At 76.0% G+C, this 22,986-nt stretch carries 15 protein-coding genes, 1 tRNA gene and 2 pseudogenes; 7 read left to right on the top strand and 11 right to left on the bottom strand.

Annotated elements, in window-relative coordinates; translation table 11 throughout:
- Nucleotides 1-25 precede the first annotated feature (25 nt).
- Complete coding sequence (locus C9F11_RS23150) at nt 26-865, bottom strand: nitrilase-related carbon-nitrogen hydrolase (protein ID WP_138961073.1); 840 nt, start codon at nt 863-865, stop codon at nt 26-28.
- A 119-nt stretch (nt 866-984) separates the two neighbouring features.
- Between C9F11_RS23150 and C9F11_RS23145 the strand changes: the two genes are divergently transcribed.
- On the top strand, nt 985-2,691 hold the full coding sequence (locus tag C9F11_RS23145; RefSeq protein WP_138961072.1) for a bifunctional 3'-5' exonuclease/DNA polymerase: 1,707 nt from the start codon (nt 985-987) through the stop codon (nt 2,689-2,691).
- Nucleotides 2,692-2,744: 53 nt separating this feature from the next.
- On the opposite strand, the gene C9F11_RS23140 is transcribed toward C9F11_RS23145, so the two are convergent.
- The 6 genes and pseudogenes from C9F11_RS23140 to C9F11_RS48765 form a co-directional block, all read right to left on the bottom strand.
- Nucleotides 2,745-5,756, bottom strand: a complete 3,012-nt coding sequence (locus C9F11_RS23140; RefSeq protein ID WP_138961071.1) for a BTAD domain-containing putative transcriptional regulator — start codon at nt 5,754-5,756, stop codon at nt 2,745-2,747.
- Between the two features lie 626 nt (nt 5,757-6,382).
- Nucleotides 6,383-8,341 (bottom strand): HAMP domain-containing sensor histidine kinase, encoded by a 1,959-nt coding sequence (locus C9F11_RS23135; protein WP_249401849.1) that lies wholly within the window; start codon nt 8,339-8,341, stop codon nt 6,383-6,385.
- 64 nt (nt 8,342-8,405) lie between these two features.
- Complete coding sequence (locus C9F11_RS23130; RefSeq protein WP_138961069.1) at nt 8,406-9,224, bottom strand: response regulator transcription factor; 819 nt, start codon at nt 9,222-9,224, stop codon at nt 8,406-8,408.
- Nucleotides 9,225-9,316: 92 nt separating this feature from the next.
- Nucleotides 9,317-9,703 (bottom strand): hypothetical protein, encoded by a 387-nt coding sequence (locus tag C9F11_RS23125; RefSeq protein WP_138961068.1) that lies wholly within the window; start codon nt 9,701-9,703, stop codon nt 9,317-9,319.
- Nucleotides 9,693-12,788, bottom strand: coding sequence for an ATP-binding protein (locus C9F11_RS23120; RefSeq protein ID WP_249402216.1), 3,096 nt, complete (start codon nt 12,786-12,788; stop codon nt 9,693-9,695). Before C9F11_RS23120 ends, C9F11_RS23125 begins: the two co-directional genes overlap by 11 nt.
- 48 nt (nt 12,789-12,836) lie before the next feature.
- Nucleotides 12,837-13,589 (bottom strand): annotated as a pseudogene (locus tag C9F11_RS48765) (BTAD domain-containing putative transcriptional regulator); the annotation flags it as partial.
- Between the two features lie 213 nt (nt 13,590-13,802).
- Here C9F11_RS48765 and C9F11_RS23115 point away from each other — a divergent pair.
- From C9F11_RS23115 to C9F11_RS23100, 4 genes are all read left to right on the top strand, one after another.
- Complete coding sequence (locus C9F11_RS23115) at nt 13,803-14,738, top strand: alpha/beta hydrolase (RefSeq protein ID WP_138961066.1); 936 nt, start codon at nt 13,803-13,805, stop codon at nt 14,736-14,738.
- Nucleotides 14,739-14,912: 174 nt separating this feature from the next.
- Nucleotides 14,913-16,166: a histidine kinase gene (locus C9F11_RS23110; RefSeq protein ID WP_249401848.1), complete on the top strand. Its 1,254-nt coding sequence runs from the start codon at nt 14,913-14,915 to the stop codon at nt 16,164-16,166.
- Nucleotides 16,130-16,774: a response regulator transcription factor gene (locus C9F11_RS23105; RefSeq protein ID WP_138961064.1), complete on the top strand. Its 645-nt coding sequence runs from the start codon at nt 16,130-16,132 to the stop codon at nt 16,772-16,774. Before C9F11_RS23110 ends, C9F11_RS23105 begins: the two co-directional genes overlap by 37 nt.
- 427 nt (nt 16,775-17,201) lie before the next feature.
- Nucleotides 17,202-18,416 (top strand): RICIN domain-containing protein, encoded by a 1,215-nt coding sequence (locus tag C9F11_RS23100; protein WP_138961063.1) that lies wholly within the window; start codon nt 17,202-17,204, stop codon nt 18,414-18,416.
- Here C9F11_RS23100 and C9F11_RS23095 read toward each other — a convergent pair.
- Both C9F11_RS23095 and C9F11_RS23090 read right to left on the bottom strand, forming a co-directional pair.
- Nucleotides 18,386-19,066: a methyltransferase domain-containing protein gene (locus C9F11_RS23095; RefSeq protein WP_346347337.1), complete on the bottom strand. Its 681-nt coding sequence runs from the start codon at nt 19,064-19,066 to the stop codon at nt 18,386-18,388. The genes C9F11_RS23100 and C9F11_RS23095 overlap by 31 nt on opposite strands.
- 133 nt (nt 19,067-19,199) lie before the next feature.
- On the bottom strand, nt 19,200-19,964 hold the full coding sequence (locus tag C9F11_RS23090) for a hypothetical protein (RefSeq protein ID WP_138961062.1): 765 nt from the start codon (nt 19,962-19,964) through the stop codon (nt 19,200-19,202).
- Between the two features lie 130 nt (nt 19,965-20,094).
- On the opposite strand from C9F11_RS23090, the gene C9F11_RS23085 reads away from it, so the two are divergent.
- Nucleotides 20,095-20,802, top strand: a complete 708-nt coding sequence (locus tag C9F11_RS23085; protein WP_171075822.1) for a TetR/AcrR family transcriptional regulator — start codon at nt 20,095-20,097, stop codon at nt 20,800-20,802.
- Nucleotides 20,803-20,883: 81 nt separating this feature from the next.
- On the opposite strand, the gene C9F11_RS23080 is transcribed toward C9F11_RS23085, so the two are convergent.
- A complete protein-coding gene (locus tag C9F11_RS23080; RefSeq protein WP_138966877.1) occupies nt 20,884-22,431 on the bottom strand; it encodes an AMP-binding protein in 1,548 nt (515 codons plus the stop codon).
- Between the two features lie 182 nt (nt 22,432-22,613).
- On the opposite strand from C9F11_RS23080, the pseudogene C9F11_RS48760 reads away from it, so the two are divergent.
- A pseudogene (locus tag C9F11_RS48760) lies at nt 22,614-22,787 on the top strand (integrase); the annotation flags it as partial.
- 44 nt (nt 22,788-22,831) lie between these two features.
- On the opposite strand, the gene C9F11_RS23070 reads toward C9F11_RS48760, so the two are convergent.
- Nucleotides 22,832-22,908: transfer RNA gene (locus C9F11_RS23070), tRNA-Thr, on the bottom strand.
- Nucleotides 22,909-22,986 lie beyond the last annotated feature (78 nt).

Genomic DNA, 22,986 nt, shown 5'->3' with positions numbered 1-22,986 from the left:
GCGGCGATGACCGCGGGGCCCCTGCCTAGGAGTCGCCGCCCTCGTCGATGAGGCGGCGGACCTCGCGGTCGACGAGCCCGAGGCGGGCCTCCGCCACGAGGGGGACCGCGCGGCGCTGGCGCCGGGCCTCGTGCAGGTCGATGTCGACGGTGACCAGGCCCGGCTCCCACTTGGGTGCCTGCGCGACCACCGTGCCGCGCGGGTCCACGACCCGTGAACCGCCCCAGAACGTGGCCCCGTTCTCGTTGCCGACGCGGTTCACGAACACCACCCAGCACTGGAGCATGCGGGCCGTGTACGACAGCAGGGTGTCCCAGTACAGGCCCGTGTCCATCGCCTCCGGGTCGAGGCTCGCCGCGCTGTTCGTGGGGACGACGATGACCTCGGCGCCGTCCTGCACCGCGAGCCACGGAAGCACCGGCTGCCAGGCGTCGTTGCAGATCAGGGTGGCCGCGCGACCGTGGCCGCCGGGCAGGTCGTAGGCGCGCAGATGCTGGCCCGGGCTGACGTGCTTGCGCTCCTCCCAGGCCAGGTAGTTCGGCAGGTACAGCTTGCGGTGCGCGTGCCGCAGGGCGCCCGCCGCGTAGTAGCCCGACGTGTTGTACGCGCGCAGGCTGGTGTGCTCGTGCAGGCCCACCAGGACGTCCGGGCCGAGCAGGGACAGGCCGAGCAGGCGCGGGTCGTCGGCGGGCAGCGAGGTGTCCCGCTTCAGGGCGCCCAGGTGGTAGCCGTGCAGGCTCAGTTCGGGGAAGACCACGAGGTCGGCGGACTGGGCCCGTGCCTGGGCCACGCACTCGCGGGCGACCTCCAGGTTCTCGTCCACCTCGCCGAGCACGCAGTCGGTCTGGGCCAGGGCGACGCGCATGGCACCGAGCGTGGCAGGGGCGGCCGGGGGCGGCACGCGGGGTGGGCCATGCGGGGTGCGGCCGGGCGGCCGCCCAGGTCCGGGGCCCGATTGTCAGTGGCGGGTGCGATCGTCGAGGCGTGGAAGCGCAACGGTGGGCCATCGCGGAGGACGGGCCGGGGGTGCTCGTGGCACGGCTCGGGGACGACGGGCTGCCCGTCGGGCCCGCCGTGCGGGAGGACGACCTCGCCGGGGCGGTGCGGCGGCGCCCCGATGTCGGACGCTGGGTGTGGCGGTCCACCGCCGACGTCTATCCCCGGCTGCTCGCGGCGGGCGTCCGGGTCGAGCGCTGCTATGACGTGGAGGCCGCGGAGGCGCTGCTGCTCGGGCACGAGGGGCGGCTCGGCGAGCCCCGTTCGGCGGCGGCCGCCTGGGCGCGCGGCAGACGAAGACCCGTGCCCCCGGACCCCCCGCCCCGCGCCGCGGTGCCCGGCGCGCAGGACTCCCTCTTCGAACCGTCCGCGTCCGCGCCGCTGCCCTTCGACGCCCTCCTGGAGGTGTACGCGGAGCAGCTCCGGCGGCATGCGGCGACCGCGCACCCGGGGCGGATGCGGCTGCTCACGGCCGCCGAGTCGGCGGGCATGCTCGTGGCCGCGGAGATGAACGGGGCCGGGCTGCCGTGGCGCGCGGACGTCCACCGCGAGGTCCTCACCGAGCTGCTCGGCGAGCGGTACGGCGGCGGGGGCGAGCCCCGGCGCCTGGCCGAGCTGGCCGACGAGGTGTCGGCGGCCTTCGGGCACCGGGTCCGCCCGGACCTGCCCGCGGACGTGGTCAAGGCGTTCGCGCGGGCGGGTGTCAAGGTCCGCTCGACCCGGCGCTGGGAGCTGGAGGAGATCGACCACCCCGCCGTGCGCCCGCTCCTGGAGTACAAGTCGCTGTACCGCGTGTGGACCGCCCACGGCTGGTCCTGGCTCCAGGACTGGGTGCGCGACGGCCGCTTCCGCCCCGAGTACACGCCGGGCGGCACCGTCACCGGCCGCTGGACCACGAACGGCGGCGGCGCCCTGCAGATCCCCAAGGTCATCCGCCGCGCGGTGGTCGCGGACCCGGGCTGGCGGCTCGTCGTCGCCGACGCCGACCAGCTGGAGCCGCGCGTGCTTGCCGCCATCTCGCGCGACCGGGGCCTGATGGACGTGGCGGGCAGCCCCGACGACCTGTACACGCGCCTGTCGGACCGGGCGTTCTCCGGCGACCGCGAGCACGCCAAGCTGGCGCTGCTCGGCGCGGTCTACGGCCAGACCTCCGGCGACGGCCTGAAGAACCTGGCGGCGCTGCGCCGCCGCTTCCCGCAGGCCGTCGCGTACGTCGACGACGCGGCGCGCGCGGGCGAGGAGGGCCGTCTCGTCCGGACCTGGCTGGGCCGGACCAGCCCGCCCGCGGCCGGCTCGGGCGAGGACGCCCTCGGCGAGGCGGGCCTGCCGCAGGAGGACGCCGCCGCCGAGCCCGATGACACCCCCCGGGAGGGCGGTTTCACCCCCGGGTACGCCTCCACCAACGCCCGTGCCCGCGGCCGCTTCACACGGAACTTCGTGGTGCAGGGCAGCGCCTCCGAATGGGCCCTGCTCATGCTCGCCGCGCTGCGCGGGGCCACCGCGCACCTCCGCGCCGAGCTGGTCTTCTTCCAGCACGACGAGGTGATCGTGCACTGCCCGGCCGAGGAGGCGGAGGAGGTCGCGGCGGCCGTGCGGGAGGCCGGGGACCTGGCGGGGCGGATCGCGTTCGGCGAGACCCCGGTGCGGTTTCCCTTCACCACTCGGGTCGTACGGTGCTACGCCGATGCCAAGTGACGCGTGCGGCCACGCTTCGGACCGGGCCTCCTTTTCGCGCTGCGCGCTCGTCCTCAAACGCCGGACGGGCTCGATGCTCCGCCCGTGAGCTCGCGCAGCTCGGCCACCACTTTCGGGCTCACCCCGTCCAGGGACTCCAGGGCGGTGAGGGCCGAGCGCCACTGCTCCTGGGCCTGGTGGGGGTGGCCCTGGGCGTGCAGGAGGAGGCCGTGCTGGTGGCGGGCCAGGCCGCTCATGTGGGTGTCGCCGCGGTGGGCGGCGCGCTCCAGGAGGAGGGCGCAGGCGCGGTCCGCCTCCGCGGTACGGCCGAGGGCGCGCAGGGCGCGGACCAGGCCGAGGCGGGTGTGGGACTCGCCGTGCCAGTCCTCGTACTCGCCGTGCACGCGCAGGCTGACCTCGAAGTGGCCGAGGGCGGCGGCCGGTTCGCCGAGGGCGAGGTGGGCGTAGCCGATGTTGCAGTGCGCGGACTGGCGGACGACGGCGTGGCCGATGCGTTCGCCGATGGCGAGGCTGCGCTCGTGGTGGACGATGGCGAGCCGGGCGTCGCTGTGCTCGTAGAGGTTGCCGAGGTGGCTGAACGTGATGGCCTCGCTCAGCGGGTCGTCCAGGGAGCGGGCGAGGTCCAGGGCCCGGGTCAGGGCGTCCACGGCCTCCGCGCGGCGGCCGAGGCCGTCGAGCAGCAGGCCCCGGTGGTTCAGGCCGCGGCGCACGCAGGACGCGCGGCCGATGCCGCGCCACAGGGCGAGCGCCTCGTCGTTCAGGGCCAGGGCCTCGCCCGCGCGGCCCGTCATGAAGCGGTGGCCCGCGAGGTCGGTGAGGGCCTGCGCCGTCACGGCCGGGTCGCCGTGCAGCCGCGCGGTGTCAACGGCGATCGCGGCGAGGGTGCCCCACTCGGTGAGGCGGCCGCGGCGCTGGAGGTACGGGAAGAGGTGCCGCACCAGGGCCGGTACGAGCCCGGAGGCGTCGCCGGTGTGCCGTTCGGCGAGGGCGACGACGTTGTCCAGCTCCTCGTCGGCCCAGGCGAACGCGGCGTCGAGGGAGCCGAAGCCCTCCGGGCCGTCGGGCGCGGAGGCGGCGGGCGCCGGGTCGTCGGGCGCGGGGACGGCGAGGCGGTCCTCGCGGTCCCGGCTCTCCGGGGCGATCGCGAGCAGCGCCGCGCGGGCGGTGTCGCCGTACCAGCGCAGGGCCGTCGTGCCGACGGCGTCCGCGGGGCGGGGCTCGCGGTGGGCGCGGGCGAAGTCCCGTACGAGGTCGTGCGGGGCGTAGCGGCCGTACGCGGTCTCTTCGAGGAGGGCGACGTCGACGAGGCGGTCCAGGGCGGCCTGGGCGCGCCAGCGCGGCGCGCCGAGCAGCCGGGCGAGGAGCGGCGCGCCGTACGCGGGCAGGTCGAGCGCGCCGATGACGCCGAGGGCGCGGGCGGCGTCGCGGTCGCTCTCGCGGTCGGAGGTGCGCAGTGCCTCCAGGGCGACGTCGAGGGAGCGCCGCACGCTCAAGTCGTCGTACTCCAGGTGCCGGAGGCGGCCCTCGCAGTCCGTCAGGAGGCCCGCGAGGGCGTCCGGGGTGAGCGCGCGGCGGGCGGCGAGCCGGGCTGCGACGATCCGCAGCGCGAGCGGGAGGCGGCCCGTGAGCCGCACCAGCGGGTGCCCCGCGCCGAGGTCGTCCCGCCCCGACGCGGCGCGCAGCAGCGCGGTGCTGGCCTCGGCGGACAGCGGGGGCAGCGGGAAGCGGGCGGCGCCGTCGAGCGCGGTGAGCGGGGAGCGGCTGGTCACGAGGGTGCCGCAGCCCGCGCCGCCGGGCAGCAGCGGCCGTACCTGCGCGGCGCTCGCGGCTCCGTCGAGGACGAGGAGCGTACGGGTGGGGGCGAGGAGCGAGCGCAGCAGCGCGGCCGCCGCGTCCGGGTCGTCGGAGGCGTGCCGGGCCTCGGCGCCGAGGTCGCGGAGCAGCGCGGCGAGGGCCTGGCCCGGGGTGAGCGGGGCGACGCCGGGGGTGGCGCCGTGCAGGTTGACGTAGAGCTGGCCGTCGGGGAAGCGCTCCCGCAGGCCGTGCGCGACGTGCAGGGCGAGAGCGCTCTTGCCCACGCCCGCCATGCCCGAGAGCACCACCACGGGCGGGGCGCCCGCACCGCCGTCCGTGAGCCGTTCGCGCAGCTCACGGGCCGTGTCCTCGCGGCCGGTGAAGTGCGAGGGCGCGGGCGGGAGCTGGGCGGGGCGGGGCGCGCGGCCCGGTGGCGACGTGGTGGGGCGGCCCCCGGCGAGGACGGCGCGGGCCGGCCGCGCGGCGGGGGCGGTGGGGGTGGCGGGGGCTCCGGGGCTGCTGAGGATCTCCCGGTGGGCCGCGCGGACGCCGTCGCCCGGCTCGACGCCGAGCTCCTCGACCAGCCTGCGGCGCAGTGCGCGGTGCACGGCCAGGGCCTCCGCCTGGCGGCCGGTGCGGTGCAGCAGGAGCATGAGCTGGCGGTGGAACGCCTCGCGGAGCGGATGTTCGGTGACGAGGGACGCCAACTCCGGCACGAGGGCCGCGAGTTCGGCCCCCCGCTCGGGGGCGCGCTCCAGGGCCGCGTCGTAGCGCCACTCCAGGACGAGCAGGCGGGCCTCCTCCAGGCGCTGGACCAGGGCGTCACCCGCGGTGGTCGTGGAGAGCCCGGAGAGCGGGGCGCCGCGCCACAGGCACAGGGCCGCCGCGGCCGCGGCCTCGGCGGTGTCCCAGTCGCGGGCGGCATGGGCCGCGCGGGCCGCGGCGGCGTGCCGTTCGAAGACGCGGACGTCGAGTTCGCCGTCGGCCACGAGCAGCCGGTAGCCCGGCGGTACGGCGTGCAGCCGGGCCGGGTCGTCGAGGAGGCGGCGCAGCCGGGTGACGTGGTTCTGCAGCGAGGCGCGGGCGGAGGCGGGCGGCGCGTCGCCCCACAGCGCCTGGGTGAGCGCGTCGGCGGAGACCGCGCGGCCCGGTGCGAGCAGCAGCGCGGTCAGCAGGGCGCGGGCCTTGGGGCTGCGGAGCGGGCGGGGTTCGCCCGCGGCGTCGTACACGGCGGGCACGCCGAGGAGCCCGAACCGCAGCTCGCCTGCCATGCGTGCCCTACTCCCCCAGTGCCCGCAGCCCCCGTTGGCTGTCACGGCCACGCCAAAACGGGGGCCGTTGGGCACATGTTAGCCATCTGTTGGCGAGGCCTGATCTGATCCCTGCATCGGACCTGGCCCCGACGGTGCATGCGCTTGGCGCGTGGCTCGGGGGAGTGTCGCCGCCGCGGCCGGGTCCGCCCAAACCTGGGCCGCCCCGGCCCCGCACGCCGGGGCCGAGCCCCCCCTCCCGGCAGCGCAGCCGCCCCAGCTCCTCCCCTCCCCCCTTGGCCCCGGCTCAACGCCCCGCGCTAACGCGCTCGTCCTCAATCGCCGGACGGGCTCCGCCACCGGCCCAGGTCAAACCACCGCGCTAACGCGCTTGTCCTCAATCGCCGGACGGGCTTGATGGGCCGCACTGCCGCACTCGTCCGCACGCTGCGTGTGCTCGCGGCCTACCCGGTGGTGTCGCCTGCCGCTCACTGGCTGGTTTTCCCCACCCACCCGCCCCCCCTTTTTTTTGGGGGGGGGGGACGGCGGCGGGAAAGCCGCTAGGACGGGGCCCGGCCCGGTCGCCGGGGCAGGAACGGGTGGGTGGGTGGGAGAGACCGCCGTGGTAGCGGTGGGGCGGGGTGGGGTCAGGTGATGGGGAAGTGGAGGGTGAAGGTGGTGCCCCGGCCGGGGGTGCTGGCGGCGGAGACCGTACCGCCGTGCGCCCGCACCAGGTCACGGACGATGGCGAGCCCCAGCCCACTGCCCCCCGTGGCCCGCGTACGCGACTTGTCGGCGCGCCAGAACCGGTCGAAGACGTGCGGAAGATCCGCCGCGGAGATCCCGGTCCCCGTGTCCGCGACCTCGATGGCCACCCGCCCGGAGACGACCCGGGAGGTGACGGTGACGCTGCCCCCGGCGGGCGTGTGCCGTACCGCGTTGGAGACGAGGTTCCCGATGGCCTGCCGCAGCCGCAGCGGGTCGGCGGTCAGCCACGGGTCGCCCTCCGCTCGGGCGAGGAGACGTACGCCCGCGGCGTCCGCCCGCGCCTGGTGCGCGGCCACGACCTGCTCGGCGAGGTCGGCGGCGCAGGCGGGCTCCCGGTGCAGCCGCAGCGTCCCGGCGTCGGCGGCGGCGAGGTCCTGGAGGTCGTTGACGATGTGCTGGAGCAGCAGCGCCTCCTCCAGGAGCGAGGTGACGAGCTCGGGGTCGGTGGCGACGACCCCGTCCTCGGCGGCCTCCAGCCACCCCCGGATGTTCGAAAGGGGGGTACGCAGCTCGTGGGCGACGTCGCTGACCATGGCCTTGCGCTGCTCCTCCAGGGCTTTGCGGTGCGCCGCCATGTCGTTGAAGGCGGCCGCGAGCTGGCTGATCTCGCCCGCCGAGCGAGCGGGCACCGGCTCGGTGGCCTCGCCGGTCTTCATGCGCTGCGTGGCCATGGTGAGCGCGCGCAGCGGCCGGGTGAGCCGGGTCGCGGCGAAGGCGGTGACGGCGACGGTCAGGGCGAGCACGGCCGCGGCGAGCCCGACGAGCCGCGTGGTGTTGGCGCCGGAGAGCCGGAAGCCGCTCGCGGAGGGGCGGCTGCCGTCGGGGCTGGTGATGAAGAGCAGCGCGGGCGAGGAGACGTACGGGCCGAGCTGCTCGCGGCGCGCGCTGTCCACGCAGTTGGCGGCGAGCGCGGCGACGGGGTCGTGGGCGGCCGAGTCGGGCCCGGTGACGGACGGCGCGGGGGCCGGGACCACACCGCCGGCGGCGGCCTCCTTGGGGGGCCCGACCGGCGACTTCACGCTGCCGCGCGAGGGCTCGGTCGCGTACAGCCAGGGGGAGCCGCCGCGCGACACGGTCAGGCCGAGCTTCACGGGCTTGGTGCCCTTGCGGCGCATGCACGCGCCGGCCAGCTTGCTGACCTTGTCGAGGGCCTTGCGCTCGGTGGCCGTCGGCTCGTTCAGGGCGATGGCGCCGCACCGGTATTCCATGAATTCGCTGTTCTCGCCCGCCATCTCCAGGTACGGGCGGCCGCTCGGCCCCTCCACGCTCTTCACCGTCGTACCGGCGTCCTGGGCGCACCCGACGACCTTCTCCGCGAGGGCGCGCAGGTCGGCCCGCTCGTTCGCGGGGAGCCGGAAGGGGCCCACGGCGCGCGGGTCGATGCGGTCGACGGCGCCCGTGCCGGTGTCGATGCCGGCGTCGCCGCCGAGGCCGACCGCCGTGTCGGCGTCGCGCCCCGCGGCCAGCGTCGAGTTCACGGCCAGCGGGTCGACGACCGCCGACGCCCGCGCGGGCAGCCGGGCGCCGGGCACGCCGCCCTTGTCGCCCGCCGCCGAGTCGGCGATGACCTCGCGGTCCTGGGTGGTCAGGGCGATGCGCCGCCCCGTCTCCTGGGAGAGCTCGCGCACCGTGCGGCCCGCGCCGCGCCAGTTGGGGGTGCCCGCGGCGAGGCCGAGGAGCCGGTCGTAGATCCGCGCGTCGTCGGCGAGCACCTGGCCCTGTTCCTGCCGGATGGCCCCGGACGTGGTCTGCGCGGCGAGCCAGGCGGTGGCGGCGATGGACAGCACGGAGACGAGGGCGGACACCGCGAGCAGCCGCGTGAGCAGGCTCTTGCGCACCGGTACGCGGGTACGGACCGGGGCGTCGCCCGGCGGCCTCGCCCCGCGCTCCCCGGCCCCGGCCCTACGCCTCACGACGGCCTGCCGCCCCGTCGCCGCCCCGGCCCGGCGGAGCCGTCCGGCCGGAGGGGGCCGCGCCCGGGTCCCGGTACGCGACGAGCTTGTATCCCACCCCGAAGACGGTGACGAGACGGCGCGGGGTGCGCGGACTGGCCTCGATCTTCTTGCGCAGGTTCAGTATGTGGACGTCCACGGTGCGGACGGATATGTACCCCGACGAGCCGTGGATCCGGTCGAGCAGCTGCGGGCGCGTGAACACCCGCTCCGGCTCCGCCGCCATGGCCGCGAGCAGCTCGAACTCGCCGGGCGTGCACTCCACGCGCTGCCCGTCCACGGTCACCTCGTGCCGCAGCGCGTCCACGACGAGGCCGCCCGCGCGCAGCACCCGCGCGTCCGCCTCGGGCGCCGGGCTGTGCGCGGCCCCGCTGGCGCGGCGCAGCAGGGTGCGGACGCGGGCCATCAGCTCGCGGGGGCTGTACGGCTTGGTGAGGTAGTCGTCGGCGCCGAGGTCGAGGCCGAGCAGCAGGTCGTCCTCGGTGGAGCGGGCGGTGAGCATGAGGATGGGCAGCGTGCCGGTGCCGCGCCCGGCCGCCTCGGTGCCGGGCGCGGGTTCCGCGCGCAGGACGCGGGTCACGCCGAGCCCGTCGATCTCCGGCATCATCACGTCGAGGATCAGCAGGTCGGGGTCGTGCAGCCGGACCCGCTCCAGGGCGGTGCGCCCGTCGTGGGCCACGCCGACGGTGTGCCCCTCACGCTCCAGATAGCGGCGGATGAGGTCGGCCTGCTTCTCGTCGTCCTCCGCGACCAGGACAAATGCGCACATGCGCCGAGCATAGGTGGCCGCCGCACGATTCCGGTCGCCGCGTCCGCGCGCTGACAGGATCCTCATAACCCGCAGCCGCGCGGTACGACGGCTCAGCCGTGCGGTACGACGACGACCTGGACGTCGTCCTCGTAGATCACCCGACCCGGATCGGCGGAGCGCACCTCGCGGCACGGCACTCCGTGCGCGGCGAGGAGCTCCAGGTATCCGGGGAGCCGCTCGATGAGGTGGGTGGCGGTGGTCTTGAACCAGGAGACGGCGCCGGGGTACCGCTCGGGGTCGTAGAAGGACGCGTCGGGCGTCGGGTACGCGGCGTCGTACCAGTCGTTGCCCGCGCGCCAGAAGCGCTGCTGCGCCTCGGTCAGGCGCCCGGCCCGCGCGAGCCCGTTGGCGAGGGCGAACACGCCGGGGAAGTGGCCGCGTTCGTGGCGCCGCGGCGATTCGAAGCGTACGTACGCGTACGTCTCTTCAGAGTTCACCGCCGCATCCTCGCACCGCCGCGAGCGCGGTCCGGGCGATGGCCGCCCAGTGCGGGGCCCCGGCGCGTTCGGCGACGGCGAGGGCGGTGCGGTAGTGGGCGGCGGCGGGGCGTCCCAGGGCCGCGGCCAGGTCCCCGAGCTCCTGGGCGACGGGCCCGAGCGCGAGGAGGCCGCTGCCCGCGCCCGCCAGCTCGTCCCCGGCGGGCAGCAACCGGCGGTACGCGTCCGCCATGGCCGCCCTGTCCCCGGAGCGCACGGCGGCACGGGCGTCCAGGCACAGCCGCACGTCGAGGAGCTGTCCCGCGCCGGGCACCTCGGCATCTTCCGTCAAGCCCAGGCACCGCAGGGCGAGGCGCAGCAGCTCGTCCTCCGGCATGCCGCTCATCCCGCTGCCGCGCAGCCGCCCTGCGGCGGTGCGGTACGCGGCCTCCGCCTCCTCCGCGCGCCCGGCGACGGCGGCGCGCAGGGCGGCGTACCAGGACGTGAACACGCCCACGAGCGGCAGGCCGTACCGCTCGGCGAGCCGGTCCGCGGCGGCCGCGGCGGCGTCGGCGCGGGCGAACTCGGCGCGGGCGGCGTGCGCCTGGATCAGCATGAGGTGGCCGAGGACCTCGAAGCCGGCGAGCCCGTGGCGGGCGGAGAGGGCGACCAGCTCCGCCCCGATGCGGGCGCGCTCGCGGGCGAGTCCGGGGCGGTGGAAGGTGTGCAGGAAGCGCCCGTTGAGGGCGTACGCGAGCAACGCGGCGCCCTGCTCCGGGCGTTCACCGTCGGCCCCGGCCCCGGCTCCGGCCCCGGTGGCCAGGTCCCGCGCGAGCGCCTCCGCCGCGCGGGCCGCGGCGGCGCCCGCCCCCGTGGTGTCCCCGCGCGTCTCCATGGCGATGGCGCTCAGGAGGCGGCAGCGGGTGACCCGGCGGGCCCGCGTCCCGTCGTCGGGCAGCGCGTCGAGGGCCCGCCGGGCGGCGGCCACGACGCGGCGGGACAGCTCCTCGTCGTCGTTGCGGGCCCAGATGCCGGGCACGTCGAAGGCGCCGATGACGCGTGCCGTGAGGGCCGGGTCGCCCTCGGCGGCGGCGAGCGCCTCGGCCCGGTACCGCCGGGCCTGAGCGAGGCCGCCGGTGACGGCGAGGCCGCGGACGAGGCCCATGAGCAGGGTGAGGCGCTCGGCGGGGTCCCGCTCCGCCGCCCCGCGGTCGTACGCGTCGAGGGCCGCGCCCCACAGCCGCCGGGCCCGGTGCGGCGCCCCCGCGGCCTCGGCGCGGCGGGCCGCGCGGCTCGCGTGGGTGACGGCGCGGGCAGCCGTGGCGCGCGTGCCCGCGCTGAGGTAGTGGTGGGCGAGAGCGTCGTCGGTGGCGACGGCGTCGGGGCGCAGCCGCTCCAGGGTCTCGGCGACCGCCGTGTGCAGCCGGGCGCGGCGCGGCCGCGACAGGTCGTCGTACACCGTCTCGTGGACCAGCGCGTGGGCGAACCGCACCTGTTCGGCGGCCTCTTCGGACGCGGCGAGGAACCCGGCCGAGGTCGCCGCCTCCACCGCGTCCAGGACGACCTCCTCGTCACCGGCGAGCGCGCACAGCAGGTCCAGGTCGGCCTCCGCCCCGACGACGGCGGCGAGGCGCAGCACCGTGCGTGCCTCCTGCCCGAGCGTGCCGAGGCGGGCGCGGACGAGGTCCCGTACGCCGACGGGCACCCCGGAGAGGGCCGCGGCGCCGTCGGCGGCGTAGAGCCGGGCCAGTTCGCGGACGAAGAAGGGGTTGCCGCCGCTGCGGCGGCACACGGCGCGGGCGGTCGCGGCGTCGACGTCCCGCCCGGACACGGCCGCCACCAGGTCCCGTACGGGGCCCTCGGCGAGCCCGCCCACGCGCACCCGCACCGGTTCGGCCCGTGCCGCTCGCCCCAGGAACTCGCCGAGCAGGGGCGGGACTTCGGTGTCGCGGTACGTTCCGACGACGAGCACGGGCGCGGCGGGCGGCGCCGTCGCGAGCCCGGCCAGCAGGTCGAGGGACTCCTCGTCGGCCCAGTGCAGATCGTCGAGGACGAGCAGCAGCGGCCGGCCGCCCGCGGCCAGGGCGGCGAGCCGGTCACCCACCCACCGGCGCCGCCGCAGCCGGAGCGCGACGGGGTCGCCGCCGCCGGGCCCGCCGGGGGCGGCACCCAACTCCCCTACCGGAAGGCCGAGTTCCGCCAGGGCCTCCGTCCAGGGCCACCCCGCCGGGGCGGCCGCCCCCTCCGGCACCCGCCCCCGGGCCGTCGTCCAGCCCGCCGCGCCGAGGCGTCCCGCGAGGTCCCCGGCCAGCGCGGTCTTTCCCGCGCCCGCCTCGCCGGAGAGCAGGGCGAGGGTGAACCGGCCCGCGCGCAGGGCGGCGTGCGCGGCGGCTTCGAGGGCGGCGGTCTCGACGCCCCGGCCGAGCAGGACGACACCGTCCGCCGCACGCGGGGCGGTCGCGCCCTGCGTGTCCGGGGGCGTCACGTGGCGTAGGGCCTGGGCCGTCGCGTCCCGTGGGGCCGGGGCCGCCGCATCCGGCACGACCGGAGCCGTCACGTCCCGTGGGGCCGGGGCTGTCGCGTCCCGTAGGGCCGGGGCCGACGCATCCCGTGCGACCGGGGCCGTCACATCCCGTGCGACCGGGGCTGTCGCGTCCCGTGCGACAGGAGCCGACGCATCCCGCAGGACCGGAGCCGCCTCATCCGGCACGACCGGGGCCGTCGCGTCCCGTGGGGCCTGGGCCGACGCATCCCGCAGAGCCAGGGGCTTCGCGTCCCGTGCGACCAGGGCCGCCGCATCCCGCAGGGCCGCAGCCGACGCGTCCCGTGCGACCAGGGCCGTCACATCCCGCAGAGCCAGGGCCTTCGCGTCCCGTGCGACCAGGGCCGCCGCATCCCGCAGGGCCGCAGCCGACGCGTCCCGTGCGACCAGGGCCGTCACATCCCGCAGAGCCAGGGGCTTCGCGTCCCGTGCGACCAGGGCCGACGCATCCCGCAGGGCCAGGGTCGACGCATCCCCCGGGGCCAGGGCCGTCACATCCCGCACGGCCGGAGCCGTCACATCCCGCAGGGCCGCAGCCGACACCTCCCCAACGCCGCCAGCCATGGCGTCCGGTCCTCCCCCGGGCCTCCCGGCCCCCGCCCCGGCCGCCGCCTGCGCCAGGATCTCCGCCTCCGTGCGCCGCAGCCCCTCCCCCGGGTCCACGCCCAGTTCCTCCGCGAGCGTCGCGCGCGCCCGGCGCAGCACGGCGAGGGCCTCCCCCTGGCGTCCCGCCCGGTACAGGGCGAGGGCGAGCAGCTCCCACGCCTCCTCCCGCCAGGGGTGGGCCTCGGCGTGGGGCTGCAGGTCCAGGACCGCCTCGGCGGCCCGGCCGACGGCGAGGGCGAGGCGGGCGCGGCGCTCCACGGCGAGCAGGCGAAGCCCGTCCAGGCGGGCCACCTCCGCGCGGGCCCAGTCGGCCTCGGCCCACTCGGCGTAGGCGGGGCCCCGCCACAGGGCGAGCGCGTCGTCCAGGGCGGCGAGCGCGGCCACGGGCACCGGGCCGCCGCCGTCGAGGAGCCGGCCCGCGTCCCGTACGGCCGTCTCGAACCGCCAGGCGTCCACCGCGTCCGGCGCGGCGAGCAGCGCGTAGCCCGGTCCCGCCGTCACCAGGAGGCGGGCGGGCGCCCGCCGGGGCCGCCCCGGTTCGAGGGCCTTGCGCAGCGCCCCCACGAACGTGCGGATCGTGCCGACGGCGGTCGGCGGCGGCTCGTCCCACAGGTCGTCGACGAGCCAGCTCACGGGGACGGTCCTGCGCCGGGCGACGATCAGCCGGGCGAGCACGGCGCGGTGCCGCGGGCCCTTCAGGCCGAGGGCGCGCCCCTGGCCGTCACGGGCGCCGAACGGCCCGAGCACCTGGAACGCCACGGCGTCGGGCCCGGACCCCGGTACGGACCCCGGCACCGCCTCCGGCACGGACCCCGGCACCGCCTCCGACGTCGCCCTTTCCTCCTCCGGCACCCCTTCAACGTACCCGCAGGAACCGGACGGCTCAGCGCGCACCGGCACGGCCCCGGAACCAGGCCCCTCGCCGGATCCCTCGCTGATCCAGTGCTGATTCGCGCCCCGCACGCTGGCCGCATGACATCCCGCACCCCCGACACCCACCGCGACGACGCACCCACCGGGCCCGGACCCCGCATCGAAGGCTTCGCCGAGCACCGCGTACCGGTGGCCGACGGCGTCCACCTGAGCGCGGCCGTCGGCGGCGACCCGGCGAGCCCGGCCGTCGTCCTCCTGCACGGCTTCCCGCAGACCCGCCTCATGTGGCGCCACGTGGCGGCGGACCTCGCGGCCGACCACGCCGTCATCGTCCCCGACCTGCGCGGCTACGGCGCCAGCGACAAACCGGCCGAGGCCGCCGACGGACAGACGTACGCCAAGCGCACCATGGCGGCGGACGTCGTGGCGCTGGCCCGCGCGCTCGGCCACGAGCGGTTCGCGCTCGCGGGCCACGACCGGGGCGCCCTCGTGGCGATCCGGGCGGGGCTCGACCACCCGGAGGCGGTCACGCACCTCGCGTCCCTGGACGTGGTGCCGACGCTCGACATGTGGGACGTGATGCGCGGCACGAGCGCGGCCGTCGGCTTCCACCTGTATCTGATGGCGCAGCCGCCGGGGCTGCCGGAGCGGATGATCGCGGCGGACCCGGACGGGTTCTTCGGGCACTTCCTGGACCTGTGGGCCAAGGACCCGCGGGCGCTGCCCGCCGACGTACGGGCCGCGTATCTGTCGGCGTGCCGGGAGGCCGTCCCCTCCATCGTGGCCGACTTCCGGGCGTCGTCCTTCGCGGACGTCGAGCACGACGCGGCCGACCGCGCCGCCGGGCGGCGGCTGCGGATGCCGGTGACGGTCCTCCAGCAGGACTGGGGCGCGGCGCTCGGCTTCGACGCGGCGGGCCTGTGGCGCGCGTGGGCGCCGGACCTCGTGCACCGGACGGTGCCCTGCGGCCACTTCATGGCGGAGGAGTCCCCGGCGACGGTCACGGAGGCGATCCGCGCGCTGCTGCTGCGCTGAGCGGTCCCGTACCGCTGCCGGGGCCCCGGCCGAGGACGCGAGCCCGGCCCGGGCCGAGGACGCGAGCCCGGCTCCCGCTCCGGCCGAGGCTCCGGCCCCAGCTCCGGCCCCGGCCCCGAAGAGGGGAGTTTTCACCACCGACTCCGGGCCGCCCCGCCTTCGATAATGGCCGCCATGACCCCCATAGGCCTCACCGGCTTCCGCCGCTCCCTGACCCTGTGGCGCCTGTCCCTGCGCGCCTTCTGTCTGTCGCTGTGGCTCGGCGTCGTGTACGCCGCGCTCACCACCGGGCTCGGCCCGCGGCTGCTCCCCGGCGCCGTGCGGGCCACCCGCGCGCTCGCCGACCGCCAGCGCGCGCTGGCGAAGGAGTGGTCGGACGTCGACGTGCCCGTGGCGTACGCGAGGGCGGAGACCGCCGCGGACCTGCGTGCCCAGCTGCTCGACCGGGGCAGCCAGGTCCGCCGGGACTGGCGCTGGGTCACCGTGGACCCGTACGTGGGCGGAGTGCTGGCCTTCGTGCCGACGCTGTTCCTGCTCAGCGGGGTGTGGGGGATGTGCACCGCCGTGTTCGGACCGCGTCTCGCCGACGACTGGGGCAGCCTCTGGTACCTCTTCATCCCGGTCTACGACACGGCCACGGCGGTCCTCGCGGGCGTGCTGGCCGCGCTCGCCTTCCCCCTGGCCCTGTTCTGGGCGGGCCCGTACGTCGTCCGGCGGCACGCCCGCTATCTGCGCGTGCTGCTCGCGCCCGACGAGGCCGCGCTGCTCGCGGCCCGCGTCGAGCACCTGCGGACGACCCGGTCCGACGCCGCCGACACGCGGCTGGCCGAGATCCGCCGCATCGAGCGGGACCTCCACGACGGCGCGCAGGCCCGCCTGGTCGCGATGGGCATGACCCTCGACGCCGCCGAGCACCGCCTGGCGTCCGACCCCGACGCCGTGCGCGCACTGCTCGCGGAGGCCCGGCAGTCCTCCACGGCCGCCCTCAAGGAGCTGCGCGACCTGGTCAAGGGCATCCACCCGCCGGTCCTCGCCGACCGGGGCCTCGCCGATGCCGTACGCTCCCTGGCGATGATCAGCCCGTTGCGGACCGAGGTGGCGGCCGACCTGCCCGCCCGCCCCGAACCCCCGGTCGAGTCCGCCGTCTACTTCGCGGTCTCCGAGCTGCTCACCAACGCCGCCAAGCACTCCGGTGCCGGGCGCGCCTGGATCGACCTGCGGTACGAGGACGGCTCCCTGCGGGTCACGGTCACCGACGACGGCCACGGCGGCGCGGACCCCGGCCGCGGCACCGGCCTGCGCGGCATCGAGCGCCGCCTCGCCCACTTCGACGGCGTCCTCGCCGTGAGCAGCCCCGCCGGCGGCCCCACCCTGATGACCCTGGAGGTCCCGTGCGCGTTGTCCTCGCCGAAGACCACTTCCTGCTGAGGGACGGCGTCGCCCGCCTCCTGCGGGCCTTCGGCCACGAGGTCGTCGCCGCCGTGGACAACGGCCCCGCCCTGCTCGGCGCGCTCACCGGGCTGCGGCCCGACGTGGCGGTGGTGGACGTCCGCCTCCCGCCCACGTTCTCCGACGAGGGCCTGCGGGCCGCCGTCGCCGCCCGCACCGAGGTGCCGGGCCTGCCGGTCCTCCTCCTCTCCCAGTACGTGGAGCCGTTGTACGCCCACGAGTTGCTGACCACCGGCTCCGAGGGCGTCGGCTACATCCTGAAGGAACGGGTGTCCAACGGCGCCGAGTTCGTCGCGACGATCGAACGCGTCGCGGGCGGCGGCACCGCGATGGACCCCGAGGTCGTGGCCGAGCTCGTCACGGGCAGGTCCCGCGACGAGCCCTTCGGCACGCTCACCCCGCGCGAACGCGAGGTCCTGGAGCACCTGGCCCAGGGCCTGTCCAACGCGGGCATCGCGGAGGCCCTGTTCATCACGGAGAAGGCCGTCGCCAAGCACATCGGCAACATCTTCACCAAGCTGGCCCTGCCCCCCTCAGAAACAGCCAACCGCCGCGTCCTGGCCGTGCTGGCCTACCTGAACCACTGACGCGGGACCCTCACGGTGCGCCCCAGACCCGCCCCTTCCCGAACCATGGGCTGCCGCCCCTGGCACCCCGCCCTTCATCGCGCTGGCGCGCTCGTCCTCAAACGCCGGACGGGCTGAATGGTTGCCGGTGCCGACCGGATCTCGTCTGCGGCCCGCACCGAGAACTTCCAGCCCGTCCGGCGTTTGAGGACGAGGCGCGGAGCGCCGACAAACGGGGGCACGGGGGCGGAGCCCCCGGATCGGGAAGGGGCGCCCGCGCGCGGAGCGCGCTCATGGGCACAGCGGGGCGCACCGCGAGGGACGGGCGGCGCCTCGTTGCAGGGTCAATAACGTCCGAAACCCTGCCGTATCGGGATCACGGCCCCCGCTCCTAGGCTGACCCACGCACCCTGCCCGACGCACCAGCCCTACGTACCAGGAGGCCGACGTGGCAGCGTTATCCGAGGGCATCTACCTCATCAAGAACGAGGCGAGCGGGATGTACGCGACCGTGCAGCCCGGCGCCGGGGCGAAGCAGAGCGCCAAGGTCGTACTGGAGGACCTGCACGGCGAAGGCCCGGCGCGGCACGGCCAGCTGTGGCACGCCCGGCCGCACAGCGCGCGCGAGGGCGCGTGGACGCTGCGGAACGTGCACAGCACGTACTTGATGGACATCATGGCGGGCCGCGGCCGCGCGGGCGCGGCGGTGCAGCAGTGCGCCGCGGAGTCGCGCGACGACCTGCTGGCCTCGCAGCTGTGGCGCCCCCGGCAGCTCGACGAGGACGTGTACACGCTGACGAACGGCTACAGCGACAAGGCGCTCGCCGTGAAGGGCGGCAGCCACGAGGCGAACGCGCCCCTGGAGCAGGCCGATCCGGCCCTCGGCGAGGACCTCGGCACACAGGCGTGGCGCCTGGAACGGGTGCCCCCGCGCGGCGAGCCGAAGGGCTTCGACGCCCTGACCGCCTCGGTCGTCTCCGGCCACGGCGGCCCCATCGGCGCCACCCTCAGCGGTCTGACGGGACTCGCCAAGGGCGTCCTGGACGCGGGCGGCGGCGTCTTCGAGACGATGGCGAAGGTCGTGACCGACCCCAAGGCGCCGTACCTGCGGTTCGACGGCTTCCGCGGGGACGAGTTCATCCGCTTCTCGCAGCGCCACGGCATCGAGGCGGGCCCGAAGAAGATCAGCGAGCACTTCACCCGGCCGCCCCGGGGCTTCCGCGCCGACTACGAGGACGTCCTGACCGCGCGCAAGGGCAGCGGCCACACCCACGCGGCCCTCATCCGCGACGAACTCCTGGAGTTCTCCGAGCGGTCGGCGAGCGACACGCCGCGGATCCTGCCGCGGGAGCTGCGCGAGCAGCTGCCGGTGAAGGCGGCCACCGTCGCCGACGCCAAGGGCGAGACGGTGGCGTTCTTCACCGGCGACGCGATCGTGGTCACCGACGGCTCCCTGCGCCCCACCGGTGAACTCCGCCTGCCGCACGCGCCGGACGCCTTCCGGACGGACCCCGACACCGCCACCGCCGTCTCCGTCGAAGACGAGATGCACTACTTCCTCGTCAGGGGCGAGGAGTTCGTCGTCGTGAGCGAGGGCAAGCTCGTGCAGGGCCCGGCCAGGCTGACCGACGCCTACGCCTTCCTGACCGGGGTGTGGATGTAGGGCTCGCGGGCGGCGAGCACGTACGCCTGCTGGGTCCGCTCCCCCTCGTACGGCTCGCGGACCAGCTGCCCGGTCGGGACGAGACCGGCCTCCCCCAGCTGGTCCGCGATCCGCTCGGGCCGCCAGCGGTGGAAGTCGAGGTCCACCGCGTGCCCGAACGCCTCGTCGTAGTGGCGGGGTTCGTCACCGACCTGGAAGCCGAGCAGCAGCGGGGCGCCCGGGGCGAGCACGCGGTGGAACTCGGCGAAGACGCCGGGCAGTTCGCGCGGCGGCACATGGATCGTCGAGTACCACGCGACCACCCCGCCCGCCGCCCCGTCCGGCAGGTCGAGCGCGGTCATCGAGCCCTCGTCGAACCGCAGGTGGGGGTAGGTGGCGCGGGCGAGCGCCAGCATGCCCGGCGACAGGTCGATCCCCCGCGTCGCCACCCCCAGGCCGTCCAGGTACGCGCTCACCTTGCCCGTCCCGCACCCCACGTCGACGACCTCCCCCTTCACCAGCTCGGCGAACGCGGTGAGCATGGCGCGGGACAGCGGACAGGAGTCCAGCGCGTCGCGCCACTCCTCGTGGACGACGTCGGCGATGGCGTCGTAGGAGGTACGGGTCCTGGCGAGGTACGCGGCTTGAGTCATGTCAGTCACATCGGTCACGACACGGGACCGTACCGGAGTGCCCCGAAGGGGCGCGGGGCTGTGTCCTTGTGCGGCTCCGCCGCGTGGGCGCGACCAGCCACGACGAACCCGCAGGCGACCGACGGCACAACGCGGCACATCCAGCACATCGCTAGACCCACTGCGGAGCGACCGTCGGCAGCGGCAGCGGCGGCGACATCGGGTACGCCGAGGGCGCGCCGCCCGCGCGCCGCGACCTCGGCAGCCACAGCGAGAGCACCGCGCTGGTCCGGTCGAAGACGGGCTCGGTCCGCAGCGCGGCGGGCAGCAGCGGGGCGAGCCAGGAGTCGCCCGCGAGCCCGTCGGCCTCCGCGGCGATCGTGTGCAGGCCGATCAGCCGGTGCTCCGGCTGGTGCAGGAGCCAGGCGCCGCCCAGGCCCCGCGCCTCGGCCTCGTCGCGCACGCGCGCCCAGGCGCGGTCGAGCGCGGCCTCGGCGTCGCCCTCGTACCGCAGCCGCTCGAAGCGGCTGACGTGGTGCGCGTCGAGCGGCGTGAAGTTGTGCGCCCCGGCGACCCGCCATATGTACCGCTCGACGTTCAGGAAGAACGGGCGGCTCCAGAACTTCACACCCGGCTCGAACTCCAGCTCCTGGCTGGTGAACCGCTCGTAGTCGAGCACGTCGGCCCACGTCTCGAAGAGATAGCGGCCGCCGGTGAAGTGCTGCCCGCCGAAGGCGTCGAACCGGCTCGGCATGTACTTCGCGTACATGCCGGGCCGCGCGTCCATCACGCGCCGCTCGATCTCCTGCTTGTCGACGATCTCCTGGACGCCGACGCCGTCCGCGAGCGGGAAGTCCGAGGTGAACGCGGCCTCCATGGGGATCGGCCCGACGTCGTAGCCCTTGATCGGGCCGGGTCCGTACGCATGCGTGGTCATGACACTCCTCGGAGCGGGGGTGGGTGGCGCCCGGCGCGGGTCGCGCCGCCGCCGCACGCCACGACCGTACGCCGAACACCGACCAAACTCCAAACAGTGTTCAATCTTTGTCCGCCGTACCATGGTGTGTATGACCATCCCGAAGGAAGGCGCGAGCAGACGCGCGCGCCACCGCGCCCAGACCACCGCCGAGATCAAGGCCACCGCGCTGAAACACCTGGTGGAGGGCGGTAGCGACGCCGTCGCGCTGCGCGGGATCGCGCGGGACATGGGCATGGCGCCCGGCACCTTCTACAGCTACTTCGACACCCGCGAGGCCCTCCTCGCGGCGCTCGCGGCCGACGCGTACCGCGCCCTCGCCGCGCATCTGCGCACGGCCCGCGACGGCGCGCGGGAGCCCGTGGACCGCGCCCTGGCGCACGGCCTCGCCTACCGCGCGTGGGCCCTCGCGCACCCGCAGGAGTTCCGCCTGCTCTTCAGCGGCCGCAGCCCGCACGCGCGGACCCGGGACAGCACCGAGGCGGAGTACGAACTGTGCCTGGGCATAGTGGAGATCGCGGCGACGGCGCGGCCGGAGGCGGCATCCGCGAAGGCGCGGCCCGACGCCGAATCCCCGTACTCCTGGGGCGACTTCGACCCGGCCTTCACGGAGGTGGCGCGCGCGGCCTTCCCGGCGCTCGCCCCCGCGACGCTGGCCCGCTCCCTGCGCCTGTGGGGCCGGCTGCACGGCCTGGTCACCCTGGAGATCGACGGCCTGCTGCGCCCCCAGATCGCGGATCCGGAACGGCTGTACCGCGACGAACTCGCAGACGTCACCGCGTGGTTGAGGGAGGCCTGACGCGGGGCTCCCGCCGGGGGCCCGATGCGGGACTACGGGTCCGCGCTACGGATCTCCCGCCGAAGGGAGTCCGATCCAGGACTACGCGCCCGTGATGCGGATCTCCCGCCGCAGCACCTTCCCGGCCTCCGACCGGGGCACCTCCGCGCGCAGCTCGATCACCCGCGGCACCTTGAACCCCGCGAGCGCGCCCCGGCAGTGCGCGACGAGCCGCTCCGCGAGCCCGTCGGCGGCGTCCGCGCCCGCCTCGGGCCGCACGACGGCGCCGACCCGCTGCCCCCACTCCTCGTCCGGCACGCCCACGACGGCCGCGTCGGCGACCTCGGGGTGCGCGAGCAGCACGGCCTCGACCTCGGCCGGGTACACGTTCACGCCCCCGGAGACGATGAGGTCGGTGCGCCGGTCGCGCAGGAAGAGCCAGCCGTCGCCGTCCAGGTACCCGTAGTCACCTGCGGTGAAGTACCCCTCACGCATGGCCCGTCGGGTCTTCTCGACGTCCTGGTGGTACTCGAAGGGAATCACCGGCCGGAAGAACACCCCACCGGTCTCGCCCGCGGGCAGCGGCCGCCCGTCGTCGTCGAGGACGCGGACGTCGACGTCGGCCATCGGCAGGCCGACCGTGCCGGGCCTGGCCAGCCAGTCCGCGCTGTCCACGGCGGTCACCCCGCCCTCCGTGGCCGCGTAGAACTCGTACAGGACGGGCCCGAACCAGTCGATGGCGCGCCGCTTCACGTCCGGCGGGCAGGGCGCGGCCCCGTGCACGACGGCGCGCAGCGTCGAGGTGTCGTACCGCTCACGGACGGCGGCGGGCAGCCGCAGCAGCCGGTGCAGGACGGTGGGCACGGTGAACAGGAAGTCGACGGCGTGCCGGTCGACGAGCCGCAGCCAGTCCTCGGTGCGCGGGCGCTCCGCGAGGACGACGGTGTGGCCGAGCTGGAGCGCCATGTTCGCGAACAGGCCGGGCGCCGCGTGGTACAGCGGCGCCGCGCACAGCTGCGTGAAGGGCCCGGGACCGACGCCGCACCGGGCCATGAAGTCCAGCTCGTACGGGCTCGGCCCGGGGGGCGCCGCCGACAGCTGCCTGCGGACGGCCTTGGGCCGCCCGGTCGTGCCGGAGGTGTAGAGCATGACGCCGCCCGCGCGCGGCTCGGCCGGGGGCGTGGCGGGCTCGGCGGCGAGCAGTTCCTCGTACGCCACCCAGCCGGGCGCGGTGCCGCCCCACACGACGCGCCGCTCGGCCGGCACCCCCGCGGCGTCGAGCGCGGGCCCGGCGACCTCGACGAGCCCCACATCCACGACGACCGCTCGAGCCCCGCTGTCGACGAGCACATGCTCCGCCTCGGGCGTGGTGAAGTGATGGCTGAAGGGCGTGAAGTACAGCCCCGACTGCCCGGTGGCAAGGCGCAGTTCGAAGAAGGCCCGGCTGTTGGGAAGCATGGCGGCCACGCACTCCCCCGACCGCACCCCGAGCCGCGCGAGCGCCCGCGTCAGCCGATGCACCCGCCCCGCCAGCTCCGCGTACGTCACCTCACCCCCGTCGGCCTCAACCACCGCAACCCGCTCCGGCCAGGCCGCAGCCACAGCCCTGAACCCGACGGGCTCCCTCTCCCCGCGCCCACCCGCACCCATCTCCCCGTGCCCACCGACACCCATCCACCCCACCCCTCTCACCGTCCGCGCATCGTAGGCAGCCCCCCGCCACCCCCGTACATAACGCCCCAGCACACGGATCCCCCCACGAATCTGTCCACTACACACAGCCCACCGCAGCCCACACATGCGGTACGGCCCCGGGCCGAGACAGTCACTGTCAGACCCGCAGGTACGTGAAGGGCAGATCTCACCTGTCGAGGGACGCGATGCGGCGCATGGGCGAGTTCTTCGTACCGGCTCCCCCGGCCCCCGATCCGGGCCCCACTGAGACCAGAACTGAGACCGCCGACACACGCGCGGCCCGCTCGCGCCGACGTCGCCGCATCCGCTGAACGAGAAAACCCCAGATCAGAATCAATCTGACCTGGGGTCCCAGTGGAGCCGCCTTCGGGATTCGAACCCGAGACCTACGCATTACGAGTGCGTTGCTCTGGCCATCTGAGCTAAGGCGGCGCGCGTCCCGCACCTATGGTGCGATCAGCAACGTCAGCAAGTCTACACAGTTTCCGGGGGTGCTCCGTACACCCCTCC

The sequence above is a fragment of the Streptomyces sp. YIM 121038 genome (assembly GCF_006088715.1).
Classification (GTDB): domain Bacteria; phylum Actinomycetota; class Actinomycetes; order Streptomycetales; family Streptomycetaceae; genus Streptomyces.
This window is presented reverse-complemented; position numbering and strand designations above follow the sequence as displayed.